Here is a 24,459-nt window from a genome sequence, read left to right as displayed (position 1 = left end):
CTAGAGTCCCCCAAAAATACTTTAATATTGATCAGATTGAAGGATTAGATTTTTTCTAGTCTTGAAGCGTTCTTATGCAGATTTTAAAATAGTAAACTCATTAAATCATTTTAATTATATTACGTATGAAAACAGTAATTCTTAGTCTAGCAACTTTATTGAGTGCAACGGTTATGGTTGCGCAATCAAACACAAGTAACGTTAGTCAATCAGGGGACGATAACATCGCTGATGTTACACAAATCGGAGCTGAAAACTCTTCGACGACCACACAAACAGGAATGGCAAATACTGCCACTGCAATTCAAGGAAGTGATTTCTTTGATTCTAGAAATGGTGTAGTAGAGCAAACACAAGAGGGTACCAAAAATACTGCTACTGCACAACATGAAGAAGATGCAAATGGTATTTTCCAGGTACAAGTAGGAGATGGGAACTCTGCTAGTGCTACGCAAAACTTAGCACTTTTTGGAGGAGGTAATTCTTCAGAGCAACTACAGGAAGGAAATGGTAACAGTGCTGAGGTTTCTCAAGAAGGAATTTTGAATACAGCTTTTCAAACTCAAGTAGGAGATGGTAACATGGCATCGACTACTCAAGAAGGAGCGTTTAACTTCAGTGATATTAACCAGGACGGAGCATTTAACTCTGCATCAATTGCACAAGTTGGAGACTTTAATGCTTCACAACAATTTCAGGTAGGAGAAGCAAACTTGGCAAATGCCGAGCAGTGGGGAACAGACAATTTCTTGGTTCAAGATCAAGAAGGTGGAGGAAACGTTGCAACTTCACTACAAGGGAGCAGTGTATTCGACTCTAGAGGTGGAGAAGTACAACAAATACAAATAGGAGACGAAAACAGTGCTTTTGCTAACCACGAAGAGGATAATAACACAATTCTTCAAGGACAAGTTGGAGATGCAAATAGTGCAAGTGCAGATCAAAACCTAGGTACTTTTGGTGGAGATAACTTCGCTATTCAGGTACAACTTGGTAATGGAAACATTGCAAGTGCATCACAAAATGGAAGTAATAATATCTCTGATCAATTGCAAAGTGGAGATGAAAACGATGCTAGTGTAACTCAATCCGGTACAGATAACATCGCTTTACAAACTCAAAATGGTAATGGAAATATTGCTAATGCAGTACAAGGTGGATTCTTCTTTACTTCAAGAGGCGGTTCTATAGACCAGTCACAAACTGGTGAAGGAAACGATGCTTTCGCAAGACATGAAGAAGATAACAACGTTGTTACTCAAACTCAGTCTGGAAATGGTAACGTTGCATTTGCAATTCAAAACCTAGCAACTTTTGGAGGTGAAAACGAAGTTATTCAGTTCCAGTTAGGAGACGAAAACGTAGCTATTTCCGATCAAAATGGAAGCTCTAATGTTAGTGATATCTTCCAGTTAGGAGCAGGAAATTTTGCTGAAGATGTACAATTAGGAGAAGGGAATTCTACTTTTGTTACCCAAGGAGGAAGCTTAAACAGTAGTACAATTCTTCAGGTTGGAACAAACAACTCTGCAGTAGTTACTCAAATTGGAGGATTATAATAAGAATTAACAAAGTTTATATTTTAAAGTTAAGGGTTATGCTTATATTTAATGAGCATAACTCTTTTCTTAATTTTTAATTCTGAATGTATGAACAATAAAATATATTTTATATCAGTATTTGTACTTACATGTTTGTTTAGTGCTTTATCATATGGTCAGGATATTGATAAAGAAAGTGAGACTTTAATTTCTGATCAAGATAAGTTTATTACTTTATCACAGGTAAATGAAAACATTCCTTCACAAGAAAATGGAAACTTGTCTTCTGAAGTTTCAAATTCTATATTCATTCAACAAATAGGTGCTGACAACATAATACGGTCTAATATTACGGCCAAATTTTCGGATATTAATATACTTCAAAATGGAAATGAAAACAGGGTTGAATTAGAAGAGTTTGTAAAAGAAACCGAAAAAGTGATTACCCAAACAGGGAACAATAATTCTGTAGTTGATTTTACCATTAATCCAGATATTTCTACTTCGCTAGAATTAATTCAGGAAGGAAATAATTTGATCTTTGAACGTTATGGAGCGAATGAGCTTTCCAAAAACTTAAAATTTAAAATGACTGGGGAGGCCAAAACTATTATTGTAAGAAGTTTTTAGCTGTCGGGATTTAGTACTTGTGTTTATGAAGCCTAAGCTTTTCATATTTCTTTTCTTTTCCATTCAGGTTTCGATCGCGCAATTCACTAATACAGATGTAGTAGCAAAGATCAAAGTAGAAACAGTAGATGAGACTATTACCGCTGTTGCTACTGCCACCAATACAACCGAAGTGTATAAAAGTCTACGATATACACTAACCGTTTTTAGGACCGATGCTAAAAATAACTTAACAAAAAATCTCCAGGAAGAAAGATTTACTTTAGAAGCAAACGAAACAAAGGAATTGTCATCGGGTACTATGAGTAGCAAAGATCCCGATAAAATTATTGTTCTATTACTTATTTATGAGGATGATAAAATTGTTGCAAAGGATCGTTTGGCATTTAATGAAAAAGAAGAAAAAAAGCCCCAAAAAATTGAAGAAGATGTGTCTGAAGATGGAATAGAACTCGAAGGAATTGTTATTGAAGAAACGAAAACAAAGCCAGGAAGAGATTTCTATGAGTTTTTTTACAATTCATATACCCTTAACCAAATAAACGGAAGTAAAATAGTGGGAGTACATGAAACACTAAGTTTTGGACGAACTACGATACTTCAAGTTAAAATAGAAGATAACGTAATACATCAATTTATTGGGAAACCGGATTTGGAATATTTAGAACAAATGTCGAAAATTGCAATTCGAAAGGTGTATAAGTATTTTAAAGATCTTAAAAAGCAAAAAAACGAGATCTTTCAATATTAAGAACAATAAGAATGAAACCATTTATAATAACAATATTTTTTGCTTTTGCAGTCTGCAATCTATCCATGGGGCAAGATTTGGTGTACAGGCCAATAAATCCTGCCTTCGGAGGAGATACCTTTAATTACCAATGGTTGTTAAGTTCTGCAGAGGCACAAAATAAGTTTACAGAAGAAGATGAGGGAAGAGATGAAAGATCAGACTTGGAGCGATTCACAGAAAGTTTGAATAACCAATTGCTAAGTCAGATCTCAAGATCTTTGTTTAATGAGCAATTTGGTGAAGATGGGCTAACCGAAGGAACATTTAGTTTCGGAACATTATTTATAGAGATTTTTCCATCCGGAGAAGGTTTAGTCATCAATATATTAGACACAAGCACCGGCGACCAATCCCAAGTAATAATTCCTAATTAATTTTTAATGCATTGTAAATTTTATAAAGTAATCGCAATTGTTTCTTGCGCACTTTTATTATCAGGATGTGGAGCATATTTCAATCAACCTATTGTTATAGAAAATGCAAGAATTGGTGAGGATTCAAAGGTCACCAAATCACTTAGAGATTTCCCTTCCCCAGTAGAACCTGTAGTGGTTGGGGTATATAAATTTAGAGATCAAACAGGGCAGTATAAACCAACAGAAGCGGGTAGTACATTCAGTACCGCAGTTACACAGGGGGCAACTACTATTTTAATTAAAGCACTCGAAGATTCAAGATGGTTCGTGCCGATCGAAAGAGAAAACCTGAGCAATTTACTTAATGAAAGAAATATCATTAGATCGACAAGAAAAGAATACAGAAAAAATAAAAACCCTAATGAACCTCAATTGCCTCCATTATTATATGCAGGAATAATATTAGAAGGAGGAATTGTGTCTTATGATACAAATATTATTACAGGAGGTTTGGGAGCACGATATTTTGGAGTTGGAGCTTCTACTCAATATAGGCAGGATAGAATCACAGTATATTTAAGAGCTGTATCAACATCTAGCGGTAAAATTTTGAAAACAGTGTATGTTTCCAAAACCATACTTTCTCAGGCACTTGATGCTAATTTCTTTAGATATGTAAGGTTTAGAAGACTTCTTGAAGCTGAAACTGGATTTACAAAAAATGAACCCGCGCAAATGGCGGTATCCGAAGCTATTGAAAAAGCGGTAGAATCCCTAATTGTAGAAGGTATTGAAGATAAATTATGGGCTCCCAAAGCAGATGTTCAAACCGTAAACAATCTGATAGCCAGTTATAAGATAGAAAAAGACGAAGCGCAAAACACCGCTTTGTATGAGCGTTATTTTAAAGAAAGAAGGGGCAAAAAATCGATATTTGTTAAAGGGGGTACAGCTTTAATTAGTGGAGATTATAATAACGCAGAGTTGTCCTATTCGGTAAGGGCAGGAGCACGGTATTATTTAAATCCTTTCTTAAATGTAAACGCAAGCATTAATAAATTTGAACTGAACAATCAAAATTCCTTTTCTGAAGGTTTTAATGCTGTCGATTTAAATGCCGAAGTTACGCTATTACCATTCGAAAAATTATCGCCTTTTTTCTTCGGAGGAATGGGAAATGTAAATAGTGATGATTTTGATAGGACATTCTTTAAATTTCAGTATGGTGGTGGGATCGAATATTTGGTTTCCAATAATATTGGGTTGTCATTAAATGCTACACATAATGTAGTATTAGGGGATAAATTAGATAATATAGCTCAAGGAAAAAGGGACGATCAATATTTTAATTTCTCTTTCGGACTTAATTGGTATTTCGATAGTGCAATTAAAATGAATAAAAAAGCTAGAAAAAAAGAAAAGGATAAAAATGCAGAACTGAAAAAGCTTAGAGACAGGAATCGAAGAATTAGAAAGGAGAATTTAAAACCCAGAGGATAGCTGATAAATTAGGGTTATCAATTGAATTGGGTAGAATTTACAATTAATTAGAATAGAATTTAAACAAACATAGATTGAAAATGAGCCATAACAAGTGCATATACGCCAACAGAATTACTTATGGCCAATTTGATACTTATACCAAGCAATATCAAAGTATGAGTTCTGAAAAATACGCATAAACAGATGAAAGGATTTATCATAAAAACAATTACTGCCTTACTAGTACTAGTAACAATTTCTTGTAGTGAAGATACTATTGATTTAGAAGGTTTGGGATCGGTAAAAGGAAGAGTAGTTAGAGTTGGGACAAACGAGCCTTTGGAGAATGTGAAAATATCTACAAATCCAGGTTCAAGTACTGTTTTTACCAACGCTGAAGGTTTTTATTTATTAGAAAATGTTCCTGCTGGAGATTATTCTCTTTCAGCACAACGAGAAGGGCTACTCGCTGTTTTTGAAGGTATTACTGTAATAGCAGAAAGAGAGTTAGAAGTGGTTTTTGAAATGGATGTAGAAACTGCCGGCAATCGACCTCCTGATGCAGCAACTTTGCTTACTCCTAAAGATAATGCCGTAGATACCGCCATAGATTTAGAATTGGTTTGGAGTGCTAATGACCCTGATGATGATACACTGAAGTTTACAGTAACCCTCAGGAATGAGGATAATGATAATGTAGAAGTTTTTGAAAATATTACAGATACTACATATGCTCTTACAGGGCTTTCTTACGGAACGAAATACTTCTGGCAAGTAAGCTCTAATGACGAAATTAACGCCCCTGTCAATAGTACTACTTTTGCTTTCACTACTGCGATTCCACCAAATAATAGAGTAGTGTATACAAGGCTTGTAAACGGCAATAGTGTTATTTATTCTGCAGATGAGAGTGGAAATACTGAAATAGCGCTGACTTCTACATCAAAAAATAGCTTCCGACCAAGAAGAAATACAAACACTGGTAAGATTGCATTTTTACAATCAGTAGGTTCTCAAACACATTTGTTCACTATGAATGAAGATGGTTCAGATGTAAGACAGGTGACTTCTCAAGTAGGGGTTTCAGGATTTAACCTTGAAGAAGTCGATTTCTCATGGGATGCAAACGGTTCTCGACTATTATTTCCTAATCAAGATAAACTGTATTCAATAAATGTGACCGGAAGTGGTTTAAATCTTGTTTATCAAACCACCAATGGAAACCTTATTACCGAGGTAGATAACAATGAAAATACTGGCATAATAGCTTTAAAAACCAACGATCTCAATGGGTACTCGGTAGAAATATTTACTATAAACACTTCTGGAGTAGTACAAGGCACTGTATTGACTGGTCAGAACGGTGCTGCAGGGGGTATTAATCTATCAATAGATGGAACCCAATTATTGTATATACGAGATATATCTGGTTCAGAAAATACAACTTATCGAAGATTAGATTCGCATATTTTTATCCACAATTTTAATGGAAATCCAACGGTAGATGTATCTATAGATAAAACTTCGGGAACCAATGATCTTGATCCTCGTTTTTCACCTAATGATGCCAGTGTAATTTACGTTAATACTTCGAATGATGGGATCTCGGCTAGAAATATCCAGGTAGTACGCCTTTCAGATTTAGGAGATAGAACCACATTGCTTGAGAATTCTGCAATGCCAGATTGGGAGTAGTTTTAAAAACAAAAACAATATAAATTCCAAATTCCATACTTTGTTTTATGGAATTTGGAATTTTGTATTTCAATATTAGTCTTTGAACTAAATTGAGCTATCTTTGTGCTTTAATTTTCAATGTAATGAGTCAAGAAGTAAGTAAACGCTACGCACAACGTGGTGTTTCAGCATCCAAAGAGGATGTGCATAGTGCAATAAAGAATATTGACAAAGGTCTATTTCCCAAGGCTTTTTGTAAAATTGTTCCGGATTATTTAACCCATGACGATGAGTATTGTTTGATCATGCATGCCGATGGCGCTGGAACAAAATCTTCTTTGGCTTATATGTATTGGAAAGAAACGGGAGATATTTCTGTATGGAAAGGAATTGCACAAGACGCTTTGATCATGAATGTGGATGATTTACTTTGTGTGGGAGCTACAGATAATATTATGCTGTCATCTACTATCGGAAGAAATAAAAATTTAATTCCTGGCGAAGTAATTTCTGCCATTATCAATGGTACTGAAGAATTGTTAGAGGAATTAAAATCTTTCGGCGTTCAGATTCACTCAACCGGAGGAGAAACTGCCGATGTTGGTGATCTTGTTCGTACTATTATTGTAGATTCTACAGTTACTGCACGTATGAAACGTTCAGATGTAATTGATAATGCAAATATACAGGCGGGGGATGTGATTGTTGGATTAGCATCTTTTGGACAAGCTAGCTACGAAAAAGAGTACAATGGCGGTATGGGAAGCAACGGGCTTACTTCTGCCCGTCATGATGTATTTGATAAAATTCTTGCACAAAAGTATCCAGAGAGTTTTGACCCTTCAGTTCCAGAGAATCTTGTGTATTCTGGAAAAACAAATCTTACAGATGCTGTAAAGGATGCACCAATCGATGCTGGTAAACTAGTACTATCTCCAACACGAACGTATGCTCCTATTATCAAAAAAATCCTTTCAAAGTTTGATAGTAATACCATACATGGAATGGTACATTGTAGCGGTGGTGCACAAACCAAAATCTTGCATTTTATTGATAATCTACACATCATTAAAGATAACTTATTTGATGTGCCTCCTTTGTTTAGATTAATTCAGGAAAATTCTGGTACCGATTGGAAAGAAATGTACCAGGTGTTTAATATGGGACACCGTATGGAATTGTATGTTTCTCCCGAAATTGCCGATGAGATTATTTCGATATCCAAAAGCTTTAATGTAGATGCACAGATAGTAGGTAAAGTTGAGGCTGCTGCAGAAAAGAAACTCACAATCAATAGTGAGTTTGGAACGTACATCTATAGCTAGTATACAGTGTGTTAAAAAATATTTATTGAATTAGGGCGTTATGATATTCTAAAGTTTAATATCATGAAAGCCCCAAAATCATATATTTTATTAACCTTTTTTGTATCGGTCTTTATTTTTTCTTGTTCATCAGATGATTCAAGTGATGATTCAAATAATCCTGATGTTACTGGTACCGATCTTTCTGATACAGAAGATATACAACTTTTTCCGGCAAACCATCCTTTAAATTTAGATATTTCTAATAGTCCGGTAGATCCAAATTCTGATTTAATATTAAGTAATATCGGTCTAACTGAACATCTTTTTGCTGATTTTGGTAGTGGATTATATCAGGGGTCACCAATAGGAATACCTTATGTGGTAGTGAATAATAATCAGCCTAATGTCCCTATTAGTTTTAGAGCCAATGGTTATGATGGAAATTATGGTGGAGAGAGTGATCAAGGACCATTTCCCATTCCGCTCGATGCGCCTATCGAAGGAAATGGAGCAGGGGATAGCCATGTCATAACGGTTAATATAGAAAATGGAATGTTATATGAACTATATAATGCGGATCAAGTGGATAATGGTTTTGAAGCTTCTTCGGCAGCGGTATTTAATTTAAATACCGTAGAATTCAGACCAGATGGCTGGACTTCGGCAGATGCTGCCGGATTACCCATTTTTCCATTACTGGTTCGCTATCCAGAAATAGAAAAAGGAGAAATTGATCATCCCATACGTTTTACCATAAGCCGAAGTAAAATATATGAAGGGTATGTACATCCGGCTCGTCACTTGGTGTCTGGGGCTACCAGTAACGAGCTATTGCCTTTTGGAGGTAGATTACGTCTTAAAGCCGATTATGATATTAGCAGTTTTTCTGAAACCAATCAGATTATCTTAAGAGCAATGAAAAAATATGGCTTAATGCTTGCTGATGTAGGTTCTGATATGTTCATCACTGGGGCACCCAATGAAAATTGGGATAATGATGACCTTAGGAACCTGCAGCAAGTATTACTAGAAAACTTTGAAGTTATCGAGTTGGGACCAATTACAGAAGCTAATTAAGACTTCAGTTCCTGATCTAACTTTTTGGTTGCTACCTCTGTCTTTTCTTCAGTTTGCTCTACTAATTCTATGATGTTGTCATCATTAAATTTTCCTTCTTTTTTCTGAATAAAGATGGGAGCAGGTATTAATGATGCCATTATAATAAGAAGTATTAAGGCTATTCGCCTAAGTAATTTTTTGAATCTTTTCATTTTTGTAATAGATAAATAGTATGATCACGCCTATCGTAAAAGGAAGTTGGTGATCAGTTATGAATTATTGAAAAATGCCAAAACGGCACATGATAATGAGTTTAACAACTCATTGTGTTATGAAAAGAATCTTCTGAAATGTAAGAATTATTATGGATTAGGGTTATAAAAACCTCTATTTGTGGAATAGTAAAAATCGAATATAGTTCCTTGGATTTCGTACGAACTAGTTTAGAATGATAATCTTTTAAACCTATCAAAAATTTATTTATTCTTATAACATCAACATGGTATCTTTTTGATAGAAAATATGCATATGAAACAGACTTTTCGGTACTCCTATGCACTGAAACTAGCTGTTCTGTAGTTACATCTTTACTTTTTGGAGACGTATAATTAGAATAGCCTCCTACACCAAGTAAAATGGTAATTGTAAACAACCATTGTAAAAATGTACGATATGCAGTAGAATATGATTTCATATCTATATACAAAGGTAAGTTTTTAAAACTATTTAGGAACCATTATTGAAATGGTTCAAGTATTTTTTTAGGTTTTGCTAGAGATTTCACGAGGCGTATGTCTGTTTTTGGTCTTAGGGTTATCGAGGCTTCGAATTCAATTTTCTTTTCAGATAATGATTCCATTTTAAAATCTGAGTTCAAAATATGATAAAGAATAATTTGCATCTCCATAATAGCTAGCCCCATTCCTATACAAAGTTTTGGACCTCCTCCAAATGGGAAATAAGCAAATTTATGAGGTAACTCTGTTGTAAAACGATCAGGATCAAAAACGTTAGGATCTTTCCATAAGTCCTTATTACGATGCAGTAAATACGGACTAGTCATTACAGATTCTCCTTTTTTGATCAAATAACCATCTATAATATCATCTTCGATAACTTCTCTTCCAATGGTCCAGGCGGGTGAACTAAGTCGTAAACTTTCTTTTATGACATTATCTATATAACCAAGTTGGCCAAGATGTTCAATAGAAAGAGGTTTCCCTTTTGTTACTTGCTCGAATTCTTTAATGATTTTTTGTTGTATAGTATCATTTTCAGAAACATTTTTGATAAGTCCATATAAAGCAATAGCGGTTGTCTCATGACCAGCTGTTAAAATGGTAATGACTTCGTCAAAGATTTGTTGTTTGGTGATATTTTCTCCTTTACGTTCTAACAACAAATACATGGTGATAAGGTCATTACCAATTGGTTTTTTTTCTTTTTCTGTTATAATTTCAGCGACTAGTCTTTCCAGATTTCGGATACACTTTTTAAACTTTTTGTTTTTAGCAGTTGGAAACCAAAGAGGAGATTGCAAAGGAGAATGAATACGATCAATAATAGTTTGTAATGCGAATGGAAGGTTTTTTTCAACAACAGCGGCACCATTTGTAACGCTTCCTCCTAAAAAGCAATTGGTAATGATGTCCAGGGTTAATTCTGTCATTTCAGAAAGTAGCCATACCTCAGATCGGGTATTCCATTGTTTAATTGCTTCCTTTGTAAATTGATCAATAATCGAGAAATAGGACCGTATGCTTTCCTTATGAAAATGAGGTTGCATAAGCCTGCGTTCTTCCTTCCATTTTTCACCATCTATACATATCAAACCATTGCCTAAAAGTAACTTAAGAACTTCGTAAGCAAAATGCCTTTTATAATTACGATGGTTTTTTTGTAAAACATGTTGGATATATTCGGGTCTGTTTAATACTGTAATTCTTTTGTGCGCCGTTCTAAATTGAAAAATATCGCCATACGTTTCAATACTTCTTTGAAGAAATCCAAGGGTGTCTTTTTGGTAGGGTTTTACACTTCCCCATAACCAGCTATGAGGTTTAACCCTAGGAATGATTTTAGAGCTCATCGTCATAATATACTAAGTTGGTTTCTTGTTTAAATTACTCATTATTTTGAAGTTATACCCAGAAAAAAAGATTTATTTAGAAAAGATCAAGAACCTACTTGGATTATCACTCTGGGGTAGGTGCTTTGCATAAAAAAGCTTATTTTTGTAACCTTTACACCGAAGGAGTGCATTATGATAGATAAATTAAATATTGTTAAGCAACGATTTGATGAAGTGAGCGACTTGATCATTCAACCCGATATTATTGCTGATCAAAAAAGATACATTAAACTTAACAAGGAATATAAAGATCTTAAAGCTATTATGGATGAAAGAGATCTTTATATTGAGTTAACCGATAATCTTAAAGAAGCTGAAGAGATTATTGCAGATGGAAGCGATGCCGAAATGGTCGAAATGGCCAAGATGCAGTTAGAAGAAGCCAAAGAGGCACTACCGGAGCTCGAAGAAAAGATCCGATTTATGTTGGTGCCAAAAGATCCCGAAGATGCCAAAAATTGTGTGGTAGAGATTCGCGCAGGAACGGGAGGTGATGAGGCAAGTATTTTTGCAGGAGATCTTTTCAGAATGTACACAAAGTACTGTGAAGGTAAAGGTTGGAGTATTAGTGTTGTAGATTTAAATGAAGGCACCAGTGGAGGTTATAAAGAAATAATTTTTGAGGTAAACGGAGAAGACGCCTATGGTACCATGAAGTTTGAAGCTGGTGTACATCGTGTGCAACGTGTTCCGCAAACCGAAACACAAGGGCGTGTTCATACTAGCGCGGCTACGGTAATGGTGTTGCCAGAAGCAGAAGAGTTTGATGTAGAACTGGATATGACCGAAGTTAGGATAGAAAGAACAACTTCTACCGGTCCAGGAGGGCAATCTGTAAATACAACATATTCTGCAATTAAATTGCATCACGAACCTACTGGAATGATTGTTAGTTGCCAGGACCAGAAATCCTCTCATAAAAACTTAGAGAAGGCTTTAAAAGTATTGCGATCTAGGCTTTATGATTTAGAGCTGGCTAAAAAACAAGCTGCAGATTCTGAAAAGCGAAAAAGTATGGTTTCATCGGGTGATAGATCTGCAAAAATTAGAACATACAATTACCCTCAAGGACGCGTTACCGATCATAGAATTGGTCTTACATTGTATGATTTAGGTAATATTATTGACGGGGATATTCAAAAGATTATAGATGAACTTCAGTTAGTAGAAAATACCGAGAAGTTGAAAGAGTCAAACGAAGTATTTTAGAAAATAGAATGTAGTATAAATAAAAAAGCGAAGATATTTGTCTTCGCTTTTTTATTTATAAGGAGTTGCTAAATTGCCCTTTGAACAATTCACACCGTTGTTATTAAGGATTTTTAGTTTTAATTTCATCTCTAACCATTTTGCCAGACGTTGTGATTTCATCTTCTGTCCAGCCACCTTGTCCACTAGCTCCAGGGTTTAGTGCTGCAGAAGCTTCCCGTTTATCAGCTATAGACCAATTGCACCAGGATATGTTATTTTGATCTAGAAAGCCCCACCAAACTCTAGCTTCATCGGTGTCAATAAAACCATCTCCAGAGGCTTCAGTAACACCGTATTCTGTTACAAAAAGAGGAATACCGGCATCCAATGCCTTTTGTGCCTTATCTCTTAAAAATTGTTTGTGTGTTGAAGCGTAATAGTGTAGGGTATATGCTACGTTATTGTCATTTATTTCATTTCCAATAACTTCGTCAACGTCTTGTGACCAGGTTCGAGTACCACAAATTATCAAATTATCAGGATCATGTTGTCTTATAGCTGTAATTACCTGTTCATGATATGGTTTTAGAACGTCGTTCCATGGGACATTAAGGGGTTCGTTATATATTTCGTAAATAAGGTTCGCCTTATCTCCATACTTTTGAGCTACTTCGGCAAAGAAAGTTTTGGCTTCCTCGACATGATCCTCGGCATGGTGGCTATGCCAATCTACAATTACATAAATGCCTTCCTCTATAGCAGCATCTATAACGGTGAATACTTTTTGTTTTTCAAAATCTTTATTAGAAAGATATCCATCTGCATCTTCAACACCCATTGCAGCTCTTACAATATTACATTTCCAATCTTCTTTTAACCAGCTAACAGCCTCTTTGGTATAGTATTGCCCCATCCATTGGCTCCAAAATAAAGACATGCCTCTAAGTTGTATAGGGTTGTTGTTTTTGTCAACAATTTTATTTCCTGAAGTCTTCAATAAACCAAAATTAGCAACTGCAGTTGTAGGAGTATCGGTAGATCCATCACCATTGTTTCCATCTCCGCCAGAGTTATCCTCTCCTTGCTCGTCGGTACTTGGGCCAGGAGCATCAGAATCTGATTCGCACGCACTTAATAATGAAATAGATAATACAAATATGAAAAATGTGGATAGTAATCTCATGCTATAAAATATCTGTGATTCGTGCTTTGATAACGACTGGATACTTTATTTAGTGTAAACAAAACCTTGTCTTAAGAATTAATTTCTTTTTTCTTAAATGATCTTATTACAAAATATAGCCCAGCAATTATAAATGGAATACTAAGCCATTGTCCTGTAGATAAAGCATCTCCTAGGGAATCTTCAAATCCTCCTTGGCTTTTCTTAACATATTCGACGATAAAACGAACGGTCCAAAGCAGTATTAAGAACGCTCCAAAAATGAATCCTTGATTGTTGCGTTTGTCTGTTTTCCAATAGACAAGCCATAGAATAATTGCGACAAAAATATAACCAAAAGCTTCATACAATTGAGCGGGGTGTCTATACGGAACCGCGTCTAAGAGATTTGAATATTTAGGGTTGCTGGCCACAGCAGTGTAGGCATCATTAATGTTCCTTATTCCTGTTTCTTTTACGACTTCAGATTTACTATAGAACTCTCTTATAAACTTTACACCAAAAGCGGAATCACCTGACTCTTTTCCTATAATTTCAGAATTAAAAAAGTTTCCTAAACGTACAAATATCCCGCCAAAAGCTACCGGGATTACTATTCTGTCCAGAATCCATAAGATATGTTTTTGGATTACATTCTTAGAATAATAATACATAGCAATGATAATCCCAATTGCTGCACCATGACTGGCAAGTCCTTGAAATCCTATGAATTCAAATTTTGGTTTGAATCGAATAGGTAATAAAATTTCTAGAAGGTTGTTTCTGTAATAATCCCAATCATAAAAAAAAACATGTCCAAGGCGGGCACCTACCAAGGTGGCTACAACCGCATAGATAAAGATTGTATCCAGTTTCTCTAAAGAAATGTTTTCGCGAATGTATATTTTTTTCATTAGATACCAGCCCAAAGAAAAGGCTACAACAAACATTAAGCTGTAAAAACGAATAACAAAGAATCCAAGATCTATTCCTTCGACTGGATTCCAAACAAATTTTAATGGTATCATGTATTGTGATTATTTTTCGAAGTAAATATAGGTATTTATATAAGAATGAATTAATGATTTTTTGTTTCGTCAGTATCACTTTCCGGTACCGGGTCATAACCACTGCCGCCCCAAGGATGACAACTAAAAATTCTTTTTGTGGCTAACCAACCTCCTTTAAACAGTCCATGTTTTTGTAATGCTTCCAACGTATAATGGGAACATGTAGGCTGATATCGGCAGGTAGCAGGGGTCAAGGGTGAAATTAGGTTTTGATATAGTTTAACCAAAATAACAAATGGAAATATTAAAATTCGTCGTATTATCACTCTTAAACTCAAGTATCTATTAGTTTAAAGAAAAGGTAGTTCCTTCTCGACTATCTTTTAGTTGTATTCCGATCTCTAATAATTCGTCTCTTATTTTGTCGCTTGTTGCAAAATCCTTATTCGCCCTTGCTTCGGCTCTAAGTTTAATCAATAACTCTACGGCTCCGGATAGTTTGTCACTTGTGTTTGAAGCTACTTCGTTAATATTTACAAGACCAAGAACGTTGAATACAAAACCGTCCAGCGTATTACGAAGTAATATCAAATCTACATCGTTAATTGAAGCTTTTTGTTCTTTTATGTTATTAATGAATTTGACAGCTTCAAATAACTTGGCGATTAAAATCGGTGTATTAAAATCGTCATTCATGGCTTCGTAACATTCAGAAATCCATTGATTTACATCAAGTCCTTCTGTTTCTTTAGAGATTTGTAGCCTCTCAACGGTTTGAATGGCTTCCATCAATTTTAAGAACCCTTTTTCTGAAGCCTCCAAAGCTTCATTAGAAAAATCCAAAATACTGCGATAATGAGCTTGCATCATAAAGAATCGAACAATTGAAGGATCAAATGGCTTGTCTAAAAAGTTATTGTTACCTGTAAATAATTCTGCCGGAGAGATAGTATTTCCGGTAGATTTAGACATTTTTTTGCCATTAAGAGTCAACATATTGGCATGCATCCAGTAATTTACAGGTGTTTTCCCGCAAGCCGCTTCCCCTTGTGCAATTTCACATTCGTGATGTGGAAACTTAAGATCCATTCCTCCACCATGAATATCAAATTGTTCTCCCAGATACTTTGTGCTCATCACGGTACATTCAAGATGCCATCCCGGAAAGCCGTCACTCCACGGAGAAGGCCAGCGCATGATATGCTGAGGTTCTGCTTTTTTCCAAAGAGCAAAATCCTGAGGGTTTTTCTTGTCACTTTGAGCGGTAAGTTCTCGAGTATTGGCAATCATATCTTCAAGATTGCGTCCACTTAATTTTCCGTAATTATTGGTTTCATTGAACTTCTTAACATCAAAATATACCGAGCCGTTAGATATATAGGCAAAACCATTATCTATGATGGTTTTTATAATTTCAATTTGTTCTACAATATGACCCGTTGCGGTTGGTTCTATGCTAGGAGGTAGTGCATTAAACTTAGACATAACATTATGAAAATCCAAGGTATAGCGCTGTACAATTTCCATAGGTTCAAGTTGCTCTAAACGCGCTTTTTTTGCTACTTTATCTTCTCCATCATCGGCATCATTTTCTAAATGTCCCGCATCGGTAATATTTCGTACATATCGTACTTTGTAACCCAAGTGTTTCAAATACCTGAACACCATGTCAAAAGAAATAAAAGTACGACAATTGCCTAAGTGTACGTTGCTATAAACCGTTGGGCCACAAACATACATACCTATGTTACCTTCGGTAATTGATTTAAATGTTTCTTTTTGCCCAGAAATTGAATTGTAAATTTTTAATTCTTGATTTTTGTACATAGGACTAGGAGCCATAATTTAATTAAATGCTAATGATTTGTATTTGAAAAAAGGGTTTAAAATGTAGTGTCTAATTTAATATAATCTAGGAATTCTCTTCGAACAGATTCTTCTTTGAATTTTCCTCCAAATTCACTAGTTACAGTGCTGCTTTCGATATCTCTAATGCCTCGAGAGTTAACGCATAAATGTTTGGCGTCGATTACGCAGGCAACGTCTTCTGTCCCTAAAACTACTTGAAGGTCCTGTACAATTTGCATGGTCATACGTTCTTGTACCTGAGGTCGTTTTGCATAATAATCCACTATGCGATTCATTTTTGATAAACCAACAACAGTGCCATTGGATATATAGGCGACATGCGCTCTTCCTACGATTGGAAGTAAGTGATGTTCGCAAGTAGAGTATACTGTAATATTTTTCTCTACTAACATTTCACCATACTTATAGTGATTTTTGAAGGTAGAGGCATCTGGTTTTCTTTGTGGATGAAGTCCAGAGAAAATTTCGTTTACAAACATTTTTGCAACACGTTGGGGTGTACCTTTAAGACTGTCATCGGTAAGATCCAATCCTAGGGTTTCCATAATATGTTTTACATCTTCTTTAATCAAAGCGATTTTTTCCTTGTCACTTAGTTTAAAGGCATCTTCTCGCAAAGGAGTGGTAGCGCTAGTAGCTACATGATTATCACCTAGCGCTTCAATAGCTTCAAGGGCCTTGTCAATTTTCACACTTCAAATTTTTTTAATTATATGAATATTCCAAAAAGTAATACTAAAGTGAGATGAATCTAAAGAAAACAGTTTTTAAATTTATCTCACTTTAGTACCTTTTGGATCAAAACGAGAAAGAATTAGTGCTCTACTCTCGTAATATGGTTTGCAAAGATACGATTTTGTTGTTTTAGTTGGTAAAAGCAATGTTAAACAATTGGATATACTGGTTTTCTTGAAGAAGTTCTGTATATTTAAAGCCCTAATCTATACCTACACACGAAAAATTTAATTTTTACGTTATATGAAAATGGCAAAAGTAATTCCTCAGATTTCATTGTTTCTTGTTTTAATATGCTTGAGTATCAGTAAGGTAAATGCTCAACTTGATTTTGATGTAGCTTGTAGATTGGCGCAACCCTTTTGTTCTGATGCTGCTCAAGAATTAACATTTCCCAATATCACAGGTGAAGATATTAGTTTTCAAGGATTGGGATGTTTGGATAGTACCCGAAATTCTTCCTGGTATTTTCTTAGAATTGATGAAGCAGGAGAGCTCATTTTTGATATTCAACAATGGGTAGATATAAATGGTAATAATAATTTGGATAGAGGAGAAATGCAACTTGATGTGGATTTTATTGCTTGGGGACCATTTACAACCTCTTTTATAAATTGCGGAGATGATTTACCAAGAGGTTGTGATAATAATGGAGATGGGGAAAATCTAAGACCCGAAGAATGTGTAAATAATGTAGATGATCCAGATTATTACATTCAGAATTTGGATAATACGAGTATTGTCGATTGTAGTTTTGCCAGAAATCCTGAAGAAGGAATTTTTATAGAAAACTTTACCATCCCAAATGCTCAAACCGGAGAATATTATTTTATTCTGATTACTAATTTTTCTGACGAAGCCGGAGTTATACAGCTGCAACAAACTAATCTGGGTGAAGACAATGCAGGGACCACAGATTGTACTATTCTAGAACCTGGTGTTGGACCAGATATTGCTACCTGTGGCGAATTTCCTGTTTCAATTGAAGGGCGTTTTCCAGGAGCAATAATGTATCGATGGATAACTCCATTAGGGGACCAAGGATTAACAGATACCCCTGTGTTACAGGCTACACAAGAAGGAGTTTATGAATTGATAGGGTATTCAGATATTAATGGTAATGATATTGTTGGAAGAGATGAATTAGTAATTGTAGATGTATCTGCTATAGAGATTGCTGTTAATCCAGTAGTGGCAGAAGAATCCTTTGCAGGAAGTTATACTATTACAACAGCGCTTACCACGACTCCAACAGATATCCAAGCATTAGGATTTACAGATTTTGAATATAGATTGGATAGGGATTTAGGTAATGGCTTTATCGAATACAGACCATATCAAGATTCACCTGTTTTTGAAAATGTACCTCCGGGAGATTATCAAGTTGCAGCGAGATATAGAGGTTGCCCGGTAAGTGAGCGGATATCAGATATTTTCATGATTTTGGGCTATCCTAAATACTTTACTCCAAACGGAGATGGTTTTCATGATACATGGAGTCTAATTAATATCGAAAATCAACCTGCTGCACTAATTTACATTTTTGATCGCTATGGTAAGTTATTGAAACAGCTAAGGCCCGGTGGAGAAGGATGGGACGGAACCTATAATGGTAAACTAATGCCGTCATCAGATTATTGGTTTAGAGTTGAATTCAATGAACCTACAGATCCTAATATGCGAAGGAGAGTTTTTGCAGGTAATTTTTCACTAATCAGGTAAATAAGGAAATTAAAAAAGAGCTGATATCTTTTGATATCAGCTCTTTTTTATATATAGTGCCTTATTATTAAAAGACCATTCCTAGCGTAAAGGTTAAAGTATCTCTATAAGTATCTACAAATGCAAAATTGTTAAACCCAGAGTTTGGGAAGAAACGTTCTAAGCGCTCTTGCTCTGTATAGTCATAGGCTACATCGAATCTGAACTGTTCAAAACTGTATCCTGCACCAATTGAAAAGCCATTTTTGTCTCCAAGTATTAATTCATTTTTATAGGGACTTTCTTCGTAACTATACCCTCCTCTGAAACTCCAGTTTCCGTTTCTCCATTCGCTTCCAATACGAATAATAGAGACTCCCTGCAAATTGTTATCAATATCGCTATTCACGCTCGTAAAACTATTCGCAAAATCAGAACTAAGTTCTATAGCCGTATAATCTTTATATGTGTAATCCAAACTTATTAGCCCATTCTGACCAAACAAAATAGCGGCGCTACCTGTATAGCTTTCGGGTGTTCGCAGATTGTATTCAGGGAAAATATTCACAACATCGGGGTTTACTACTGCTCGACCATCTGTATCGCTAATTGTTTCTATTCGCTGAATGGTTTCTTCTTCGATATAATACCATGTAGGTGATTCATAAGAAACCCCCAGGCGAAGCATTTGGGAGACTTTTGCAATAGCCCCAATTTGTCCTGAGAACCCTGCGCCGTTGGCAGATAATCTATTTGTGAATAATACTTCATTTACATTACTTCCAGGGTTATTGTTTCCTTCAAAAAACTCTGTAACCTTATCATAGTTAATGAAATGTGAGTTAAGGTTGAATCCAATATAGAAATCTCTGTTAATTTGAGCTCCAAGATTTAAAGTGAACTTTCCATTAAGTCCAGTGCTCTCATAAAAGTATTCTTGATCAAACACTCCAGGTGCGATATTCGAAAAGTAAGTTGTGTTATCTGGGTTGTCCAAATCATCTGCTTCTATAACAAAAGCTTCATGGCCCAAAAAGGCTTGCTGTGCACTATATCCCTCTGTTTCACCTAGAAATGCATACAGTTCGCTAGGTGTTTCACCAGGTCTGCGGCTTATAAGGTCTAAAGGGATGCCTTGAGCTTCGGTAAGAAAATAACTGTCTATAGAATTTCGACTTTGTCCAAAAGTGAAAAACTCGTCAGCATTATCAGCAGTTTGATCGTAGGTTAGACCAAGAGATAGTTTATTAATTCCAGATGATTCTTCATCGTAATGGTCATAAATAAAAACTGCTCCTAGCTGATTAAAATTGAAATTAGAAGAACTCGAGTTGTTAAAACCATTGAGAAATCTATCGTCATTATAACTAGCATCATTATTAATCGTGGTTGAAGAAAGTGTTATAGAGCCATAGGAACTTAGAAACACGGCAGATCCTGCAGGGTTAATTTGTAATGCAGATAAATCTCCACCAAGCGCTCCAAAAGCGCCGCTCATACCTCTAAATCGTGCTGTTCCGATAATATCTTGTTGAGAATATCTCAAAGCATCTGTAATATCTTGAGCATTCAGAAAAGACATAGATAGAGCACCTATGAATAAGAATAGCTTTTTCATTAGATAATAATTTTAGAATTACAGAATGTCTCAAAAATACTGAGACATTCGGGAAAGTTTTCTGATAAATATCAGGTTTGTGCCAACTCTGATATGATTTTTATCCTCTTCCTCTACCTCGACTACCACTACTTCTTGATGAAGATCTGCCGCTAGAACGTGAGTAACCGCTACTGCGTGAAGAACTTCCTCTTGAGTAACTTGAGCCTCTGCTTCTTGCAGGAGACGTTCCTCTAGAGTAGCTTCTGCCCGAAGAATAGTTTCTTGATCGCGATGGAGAACTAGAATATCTCCTGGAGCTTCCGTTGCGATTTATAGAAGAAGACCTTGAGCGAGAGTTGTACGAGCTGTTGCCAGACCTATTCGAATAACTAGAACTTCTACTTCGGCTTCCATCTGCAGATACTCTTCTTCGGTTTGTATATCCTTGTCTGCTTCGAGAGTAATTTCCATTGGCAGACCTTGATCTGTAAGCTGAATTTCTATATGATGCTCTGCTACGATTTCTTGAATAGGCATATGAATTTCTGCCACCATTATATCCAATATACCTACCACCTCTGTTATAAGCATATCCACGGCCATAGTAACCTCTGTTATAGGGGCCGTAAAAACCACCGTACCAAGGGCGTCCCCATCCCCAGCCGGCATTCCATCCCCAGCCAAGTCCCCATCCGGGTCCGTACCATCCATTCCATCCCCAGCCAGCGTTCCATCCCCAACCGGGTCCGTACCATCCATTCCATCCCCAGCCGGCATTCCATCCCCAGCCAAGTCCCCATCCAGGACCCCACCAGTTGTTCCAACCATTATCAATGATGTTTACGTTTACCTCAGTAGGGTTACTTCCCCATGCAGGTTGTGCAGTTTCATAATTAAGAGCTGCCACAGCCGTGGTGTCGGCGGCATCATATTCTTCACTAGAATAAGAATCAACGTCGGTAAAAATTTCATTCTGTTCAACAACATTATCTATTTGTGCTGATTTTTCAGAAAAATAGCTTGAATAGTAACTTGACTTTTTTGGAGTTCTATTAGGTTGAGATTCTGTATTTCTTTGGTTTCTTGAATCGGCATAGATACCATCATTATAAGGTACATATTCATAAGAACTACAAGACGTCAACATAAGCGCACTGACCACAAGTAAAACTGTGGCGGCACTATTTCTTTGAAAATAATTTTTAGGATGCATATCTTCTTATTTTATTGTTGAACATTACAAATTTAGTTAGTTTTGCGCTAACAAAATTATATTTAACAAAGCCACAACATTTGTGCCAAATAGCAGTTTATGAGCAAGAATTTAACAAAGCGTAGTGAAGATTATTCAAAATGGTATAACGAATTAGTCGTTAAGGCAGACTTGGCCGAGAATTCGGCAGTAAGAGGATGCATGGTTATTAAGCCATATGGGTATGCTATTTGGGAAAAAATGCAGGCAGAATTAGATAGGAAATTTAAAGAAACAGGTCATCAAAATGCATATTTTCCATTATTTGTTCCAAAAAGTCTTTTTGAAGCTGAAGAAAAAAATGCTGAAGGATTTGCAAAAGAATGTGCCGTTGTAACGCACTACAGATTAAAGACTGATCCAGAAGATAGCTCAAAGTTAATTGTAGATCCTAATGCAAAATTAGAAGAAGAGCTTATAGTTCGTCCTACTTCTGAGGCAATTATCTGGAATACGTATAAAGGATGGATACAATCGTATAGAGATTTACCAATTTTGGTAAATCAATGGGCCAATGTAGTTCGTTGGGAGATGAGAACCCGACTTTTTCTGCGTACGGCGGAGTTTTTATGGCAAGAAGGACATACTGCACATGAGACGAGAGAAGAGGCAATTGCCGAAACAGAGCAAATGAACAATGTGTATGCCGATTTTGTAGAGAATTTTATGGCAATTCCTGTAATAAAAGGAAGAAAAACAGAAAGTGAACGTTTTGCAGGAGCAGAGGATACGTACTGTATTGAAGCTCTTATGCAAGATGGAAAAGCATTGCAGGCGGGAACCTCTCATTTTCTAGGACAAAATTTTGCAAAGGCATTTGATGTTAAATTTACTTCAAAAGAAGGAAAACTAGATTATGTGTGGGCTACTTCTTGGGGAGTTTCTACAAGATTAATGGGAGCTTTGATTATGACTCATAGTGATGATAATGGACTGGTTTTGCCTCCTAATTTAGCGCCAATTCAAGTTGTTATCGTTCCTATCTATAAAGGAGAAGAACAATTGGATCAAATTTCTGAAGTGGCTAATGAATTGGTTGCTGATTTAAGAGCTAAAGGAATTTCAGTTAAGTATGATAACCGGGATACCCACCGACCAGGAGCTAAATTTGCACAATATGAATTGCAAGGAGTGCCACTGCGAATAGCAATTGGACCTAAAGATTTGGAGAAAGGAACAGTAGAATTAGCTCGTCGAGATACGTTAACAAAGCAATTTGTAGCCAAAAATGAAGTGGTTGAAACTATAGAAGCATTGCTAGAAGATATTCAGAAAAGCCTTCATGCAAAAGCTACTCAATATAGAGATGGTCATATTACTGAAGTAAATTCTTTTGAAGATTTCAAAGAAATGCTTGAAAATAAAGGAGGTTTTATTTCGGCACATTGGGATGGAACGATAGAAACAGAACAGAAGATCAAAGAACTTACAAAAGCAACAATACGTTGTATTCCATTTGATGCAAAAGAGGAAGAAGGTGTGTGTGTTTATAGTGGTAATCCTTCAAAAAAACGTGTTTTATTTGCGAAAGCGTATTAAGTTTTAAAAAAAATAAAATAACTCTTGCGCCATTAAAAAATAGTTGTATTTTTGCATCCGCAATTAGGCAAACAACTATGGCCCGTTCGTCTATCGGCTAGGACGCCAGGTTTTCATCCTGGTAAGAGGGGTTCGATTCCCCTACGGGCTACGAATTATGAAATTAATTGTAGATTTAAAGTGAAAGCTATAAATTTGCAATCCTTGAAAAAGGAAAATGGCCCGTTCGTCTATCGGCTAGGACGCCAGGTTTTCATCCTGGTAAGAGGGGTTCGATTCCCCTACGGGCTACAAATTTTAGTAGTAAGAAATTTAATAGAAGAGAGATGGCAAATCACAAGTCAGCATTAAAGAGAATTAGAAATAGCGAGACAAAGCGTCTTAGAAACAGATACCAGCACAAAACTACACGTAATGCTATCAAGAAATTACGTGAGGCTGATAAGAAAGAGGCAGAAGCTATGTTTCCTACAGTTGTTTCTATGCTTGACAAGTTAGCTAAGAATAATGTTATTCATAAGAATAAAGCAGCTAACTTAAAGTCACAGCTTGCTAAACACGTAGCTACTCTTTAAGAAAGAGTAAAGTAAACGATATATGGTATATTGAGCTTTTCCAATTTTTGGAAAAGCTTTTTTTGTTATACAAAAATGAGCATTTTATATAGGTTATAGTTTTTTATCGAGCCAATCTTTGAATGGTTTTGTTCTTCCTTGTGAGGTTCTTAATTCATTACCATCAGATAATTTGATGAGCAAGGTGTCTTTATTATATTTTTGAATAGAGGAGATATGATTACTATTTACTATTTGATGTCTATTAATCCTAAAGAATTGATTTGGGTTTAATGTAGATTTTAAATTGGTAAGAGAAGTTTCTTTTAGTAACATCCTTTGATCTCCAATTCTTGCAAATAAAATACCTCCTTCCGATAAAAAATGACCTATGCTTTTTACGTCAATTAGATGTAGTTTACGATGCTTTTTGATTAACAGTTTTTCTTTATAATGCTTGGAGTTGTTTAGAAGTAAACTTATTTGTTCGTGGTCTAGCAAGTTTCCTTGTTTATTTAGTAAAACGAATTTATCTAATGCGGTTTTGATTTGTTTGAAATCAAAAGGTTTTGTAATGTAATGTATACTGTTTAAAGAGAATGCTTTTTGCCAATATTGATCATAGGCAGTTACGAAAATAATGGGAATATTCTTAGGTAGCAAATGAATGACTTGCATTAAGTTCCCATCGCTAAGCTCAATATCAGAGAGTATGAGATCAATTTGTTTAGGAGTATTTTTTAGAACATATAGTAGCTCACTTATAGATGTTAGCTCATTTATAATATCCCAAGAGAGATTGTATCGTCTAATAAATGATTTAAGCCTATAAGCTGCAAATTGTTCGTCTTCAACAAGAAGGAGGTTCAT

23 protein-coding genes and 2 tRNA genes are annotated in these 24,459 nt (G+C 35.7%); 14 read left to right on the top strand and 11 right to left on the bottom strand.

The window, feature by feature from the left end; genetic code table 11:
* The first annotated feature begins 125 nt into the window (after window positions 1–125).
* From U6A24_RS04505 to U6A24_RS04470, 8 genes are all read left to right on the top strand, one after another.
* Window positions 126–1,559, top strand: coding sequence for a hypothetical protein (locus U6A24_RS04505; RefSeq protein ID WP_324178746.1), 1,434 nt, complete (start codon window positions 126–128; stop codon window positions 1,557–1,559).
* 90 nt (window positions 1,560–1,649) lie between these two features.
* Window positions 1,650–2,171: a hypothetical protein gene (locus tag U6A24_RS04500; RefSeq protein WP_324178745.1), complete on the top strand. Its 522-nt coding sequence runs from the start codon at window positions 1,650–1,652 to the stop codon at window positions 2,169–2,171.
* A 25-nt stretch (window positions 2,172–2,196) separates the two neighbouring features.
* A complete protein-coding gene (locus tag U6A24_RS04495; protein WP_324178744.1) occupies window positions 2,197–2,922 on the top strand; it encodes a CsgE family curli-type amyloid fiber assembly protein in 726 nt (241 codons plus the stop codon).
* An 11-nt stretch (window positions 2,923–2,933) separates the two neighbouring features.
* On the top strand, window positions 2,934–3,338 hold the full coding sequence (locus U6A24_RS04490) for a curli production assembly/transport component CsgF (RefSeq protein WP_324178743.1): 405 nt from the start codon (window positions 2,934–2,936) through the stop codon (window positions 3,336–3,338).
* Between the two features lie 6 nt (window positions 3,339–3,344).
* Window positions 3,345–4,820, top strand: a complete 1,476-nt coding sequence (locus U6A24_RS04485; protein ID WP_324178742.1) for a CsgG/HfaB family protein — start codon at window positions 3,345–3,347, stop codon at window positions 4,818–4,820.
* A 186-nt stretch (window positions 4,821–5,006) separates the two neighbouring features.
* The gene (locus tag U6A24_RS04480) at window positions 5,007–6,497 is read left to right on the top strand and encodes a carboxypeptidase regulatory-like domain-containing protein (protein ID WP_324178741.1); all 1,491 of its coding nucleotides are present in this window, start codon (window positions 5,007–5,009) and stop codon (window positions 6,495–6,497) included.
* A gap of 125 nt (window positions 6,498–6,622) precedes the next feature.
* The gene (locus U6A24_RS04475) at window positions 6,623–7,804 is read left to right on the top strand and encodes an AIR synthase related protein (RefSeq protein WP_324178740.1); all 1,182 of its coding nucleotides are present in this window, start codon (window positions 6,623–6,625) and stop codon (window positions 7,802–7,804) included.
* Between the two features lie 63 nt (window positions 7,805–7,867).
* Window positions 7,868–8,863, top strand: coding sequence for a hypothetical protein (locus tag U6A24_RS04470; RefSeq protein WP_324178739.1), 996 nt, complete (start codon window positions 7,868–7,870; stop codon window positions 8,861–8,863).
* On the opposite strand, the gene U6A24_RS04465 is transcribed toward U6A24_RS04470, so the two are convergent.
* The 3 genes from U6A24_RS04465 to U6A24_RS04455 form a co-directional block, all read right to left on the bottom strand.
* Window positions 8,860–9,057, bottom strand: coding sequence for a hypothetical protein (locus tag U6A24_RS04465; protein WP_324178738.1), 198 nt, complete (start codon window positions 9,055–9,057; stop codon window positions 8,860–8,862). The two genes, U6A24_RS04470 and U6A24_RS04465, sit on opposite strands and share 4 nt — an antisense overlap.
* A gap of 101 nt (window positions 9,058–9,158) precedes the next feature.
* Entirely contained in the window at window positions 9,159–9,539 is a 381-nt protein-coding gene (locus U6A24_RS04460) for a hypothetical protein (protein WP_324178737.1), read from the bottom strand.
* Between the two features lie 42 nt (window positions 9,540–9,581).
* The gene (locus U6A24_RS04455) at window positions 9,582–10,934 is read right to left on the bottom strand and encodes a cytochrome P450 (RefSeq protein ID WP_324178736.1); all 1,353 of its coding nucleotides are present in this window, start codon (window positions 10,932–10,934) and stop codon (window positions 9,582–9,584) included.
* A 174-nt stretch (window positions 10,935–11,108) separates the two neighbouring features.
* Here U6A24_RS04455 and prfA point away from each other — a divergent pair, with 174 nt between their 5' ends.
* On the top strand, window positions 11,109–12,185 hold the full coding sequence (gene prfA, locus U6A24_RS04450; protein WP_324178735.1) for a peptide chain release factor 1: 1,077 nt from the start codon (window positions 11,109–11,111) through the stop codon (window positions 12,183–12,185).
* Between the two features lie 103 nt (window positions 12,186–12,288).
* On the opposite strand, the gene U6A24_RS04445 is transcribed toward prfA, so the two are convergent.
* The 5 genes from U6A24_RS04445 to folE form a co-directional block, all read right to left on the bottom strand.
* Window positions 12,289–13,350, bottom strand: a complete 1,062-nt coding sequence (locus tag U6A24_RS04445) for a glycoside hydrolase family 5 protein (RefSeq protein ID WP_324178734.1) — start codon at window positions 13,348–13,350, stop codon at window positions 12,289–12,291.
* A 71-nt stretch (window positions 13,351–13,421) separates the two neighbouring features.
* Complete coding sequence (gene lgt / locus U6A24_RS04440; RefSeq protein ID WP_324178733.1) at window positions 13,422–14,357, bottom strand: prolipoprotein diacylglyceryl transferase; 936 nt, start codon at window positions 14,355–14,357, stop codon at window positions 13,422–13,424.
* Window positions 14,358–14,407: 50 nt separating this feature from the next.
* The gene (gene yidD, locus U6A24_RS04435; RefSeq protein ID WP_324179013.1) at window positions 14,408–14,662 is read right to left on the bottom strand and encodes a membrane protein insertion efficiency factor YidD; all 255 of its coding nucleotides are present in this window, start codon (window positions 14,660–14,662) and stop codon (window positions 14,408–14,410) included.
* A 22-nt stretch (window positions 14,663–14,684) separates the two neighbouring features.
* Window positions 14,685–16,181 carry a cysteine--tRNA ligase gene (gene cysS / locus U6A24_RS04430; RefSeq protein WP_324178732.1) on the bottom strand — a complete coding sequence of 499 codons (1,497 nt, stop codon included), beginning with the start codon at window positions 16,179–16,181 and terminating at the stop codon, window positions 14,685–14,687.
* A gap of 41 nt (window positions 16,182–16,222) precedes the next feature.
* Entirely contained in the window at window positions 16,223–16,900 is a 678-nt protein-coding gene (gene folE / locus U6A24_RS04425; protein ID WP_324178731.1) for a GTP cyclohydrolase I FolE, read from the bottom strand.
* Between the two features lie 286 nt (window positions 16,901–17,186).
* On the opposite strand from folE, the gene U6A24_RS04420 reads away from it, so the two are divergent.
* Window positions 17,187–18,665 carry a T9SS type B sorting domain-containing protein gene (locus U6A24_RS04420; protein ID WP_324178730.1) on the top strand — a complete coding sequence of 493 codons (1,479 nt, stop codon included), beginning with the start codon at window positions 17,187–17,189 and terminating at the stop codon, window positions 18,663–18,665.
* A gap of 67 nt (window positions 18,666–18,732) precedes the next feature.
* Here the strand turns inward: U6A24_RS04420 and U6A24_RS04415 are convergent, their stop codons facing one another.
* Together U6A24_RS04415 and U6A24_RS04410 are read right to left on the bottom strand one after the other, a co-directional pair.
* Window positions 18,733–20,262 carry an OmpP1/FadL family transporter gene (locus U6A24_RS04415; RefSeq protein ID WP_324178729.1) on the bottom strand — a complete coding sequence of 510 codons (1,530 nt, stop codon included), beginning with the start codon at window positions 20,260–20,262 and terminating at the stop codon, window positions 18,733–18,735.
* Window positions 20,263–20,362: 100 nt separating this feature from the next.
* A complete protein-coding gene (locus U6A24_RS04410) occupies window positions 20,363–21,457 on the bottom strand; it encodes a hypothetical protein (RefSeq protein ID WP_324178728.1) in 1,095 nt (364 codons plus the stop codon).
* 99 nt (window positions 21,458–21,556) lie between these two features.
* Here U6A24_RS04410 and proS point away from each other — a divergent pair, with 99 nt between their 5' ends.
* The 4 genes from proS (at window position 21,557) to rpsT (ending at window position 23,610) form a co-directional block, all read left to right on the top strand.
* Window positions 21,557–23,035, top strand: coding sequence for a proline--tRNA ligase (gene proS, locus U6A24_RS04405; RefSeq protein ID WP_324178727.1), 1,479 nt, complete (start codon window positions 21,557–21,559; stop codon window positions 23,033–23,035).
* 79 nt (window positions 23,036–23,114) lie between these two features.
* A tRNA-Glu gene (locus tag U6A24_RS04400) sits at window positions 23,115–23,186 on the top strand.
* 68 nt (window positions 23,187–23,254) lie between these two features.
* Window positions 23,255–23,326: transfer RNA gene (locus U6A24_RS04395), tRNA-Glu, on the top strand.
* A gap of 35 nt (window positions 23,327–23,361) precedes the next feature.
* Window positions 23,362–23,610 carry a 30S ribosomal protein S20 gene (gene rpsT, locus U6A24_RS04390; protein WP_324178726.1) on the top strand — a complete coding sequence of 83 codons (249 nt, stop codon included), beginning with the start codon at window positions 23,362–23,364 and terminating at the stop codon, window positions 23,608–23,610.
* Between the two features lie 93 nt (window positions 23,611–23,703).
* Here the strand turns inward: rpsT and U6A24_RS04385 are convergent, their stop codons facing one another.
* On the bottom strand, window positions 23,704–24,459 hold the full coding sequence (locus U6A24_RS04385) for a LytR/AlgR family response regulator transcription factor (protein ID WP_324178725.1): 756 nt from the start codon (window positions 24,457–24,459) through the stop codon (window positions 23,704–23,706).

This window comes from Aquimarina gracilis, from assembly GCF_035285365.1.
GTDB lineage: Bacteria > Bacteroidota > Bacteroidia > Flavobacteriales > Flavobacteriaceae > Aquimarina > Aquimarina gracilis.
This window is presented reverse-complemented; position numbering and strand designations above follow the sequence as displayed.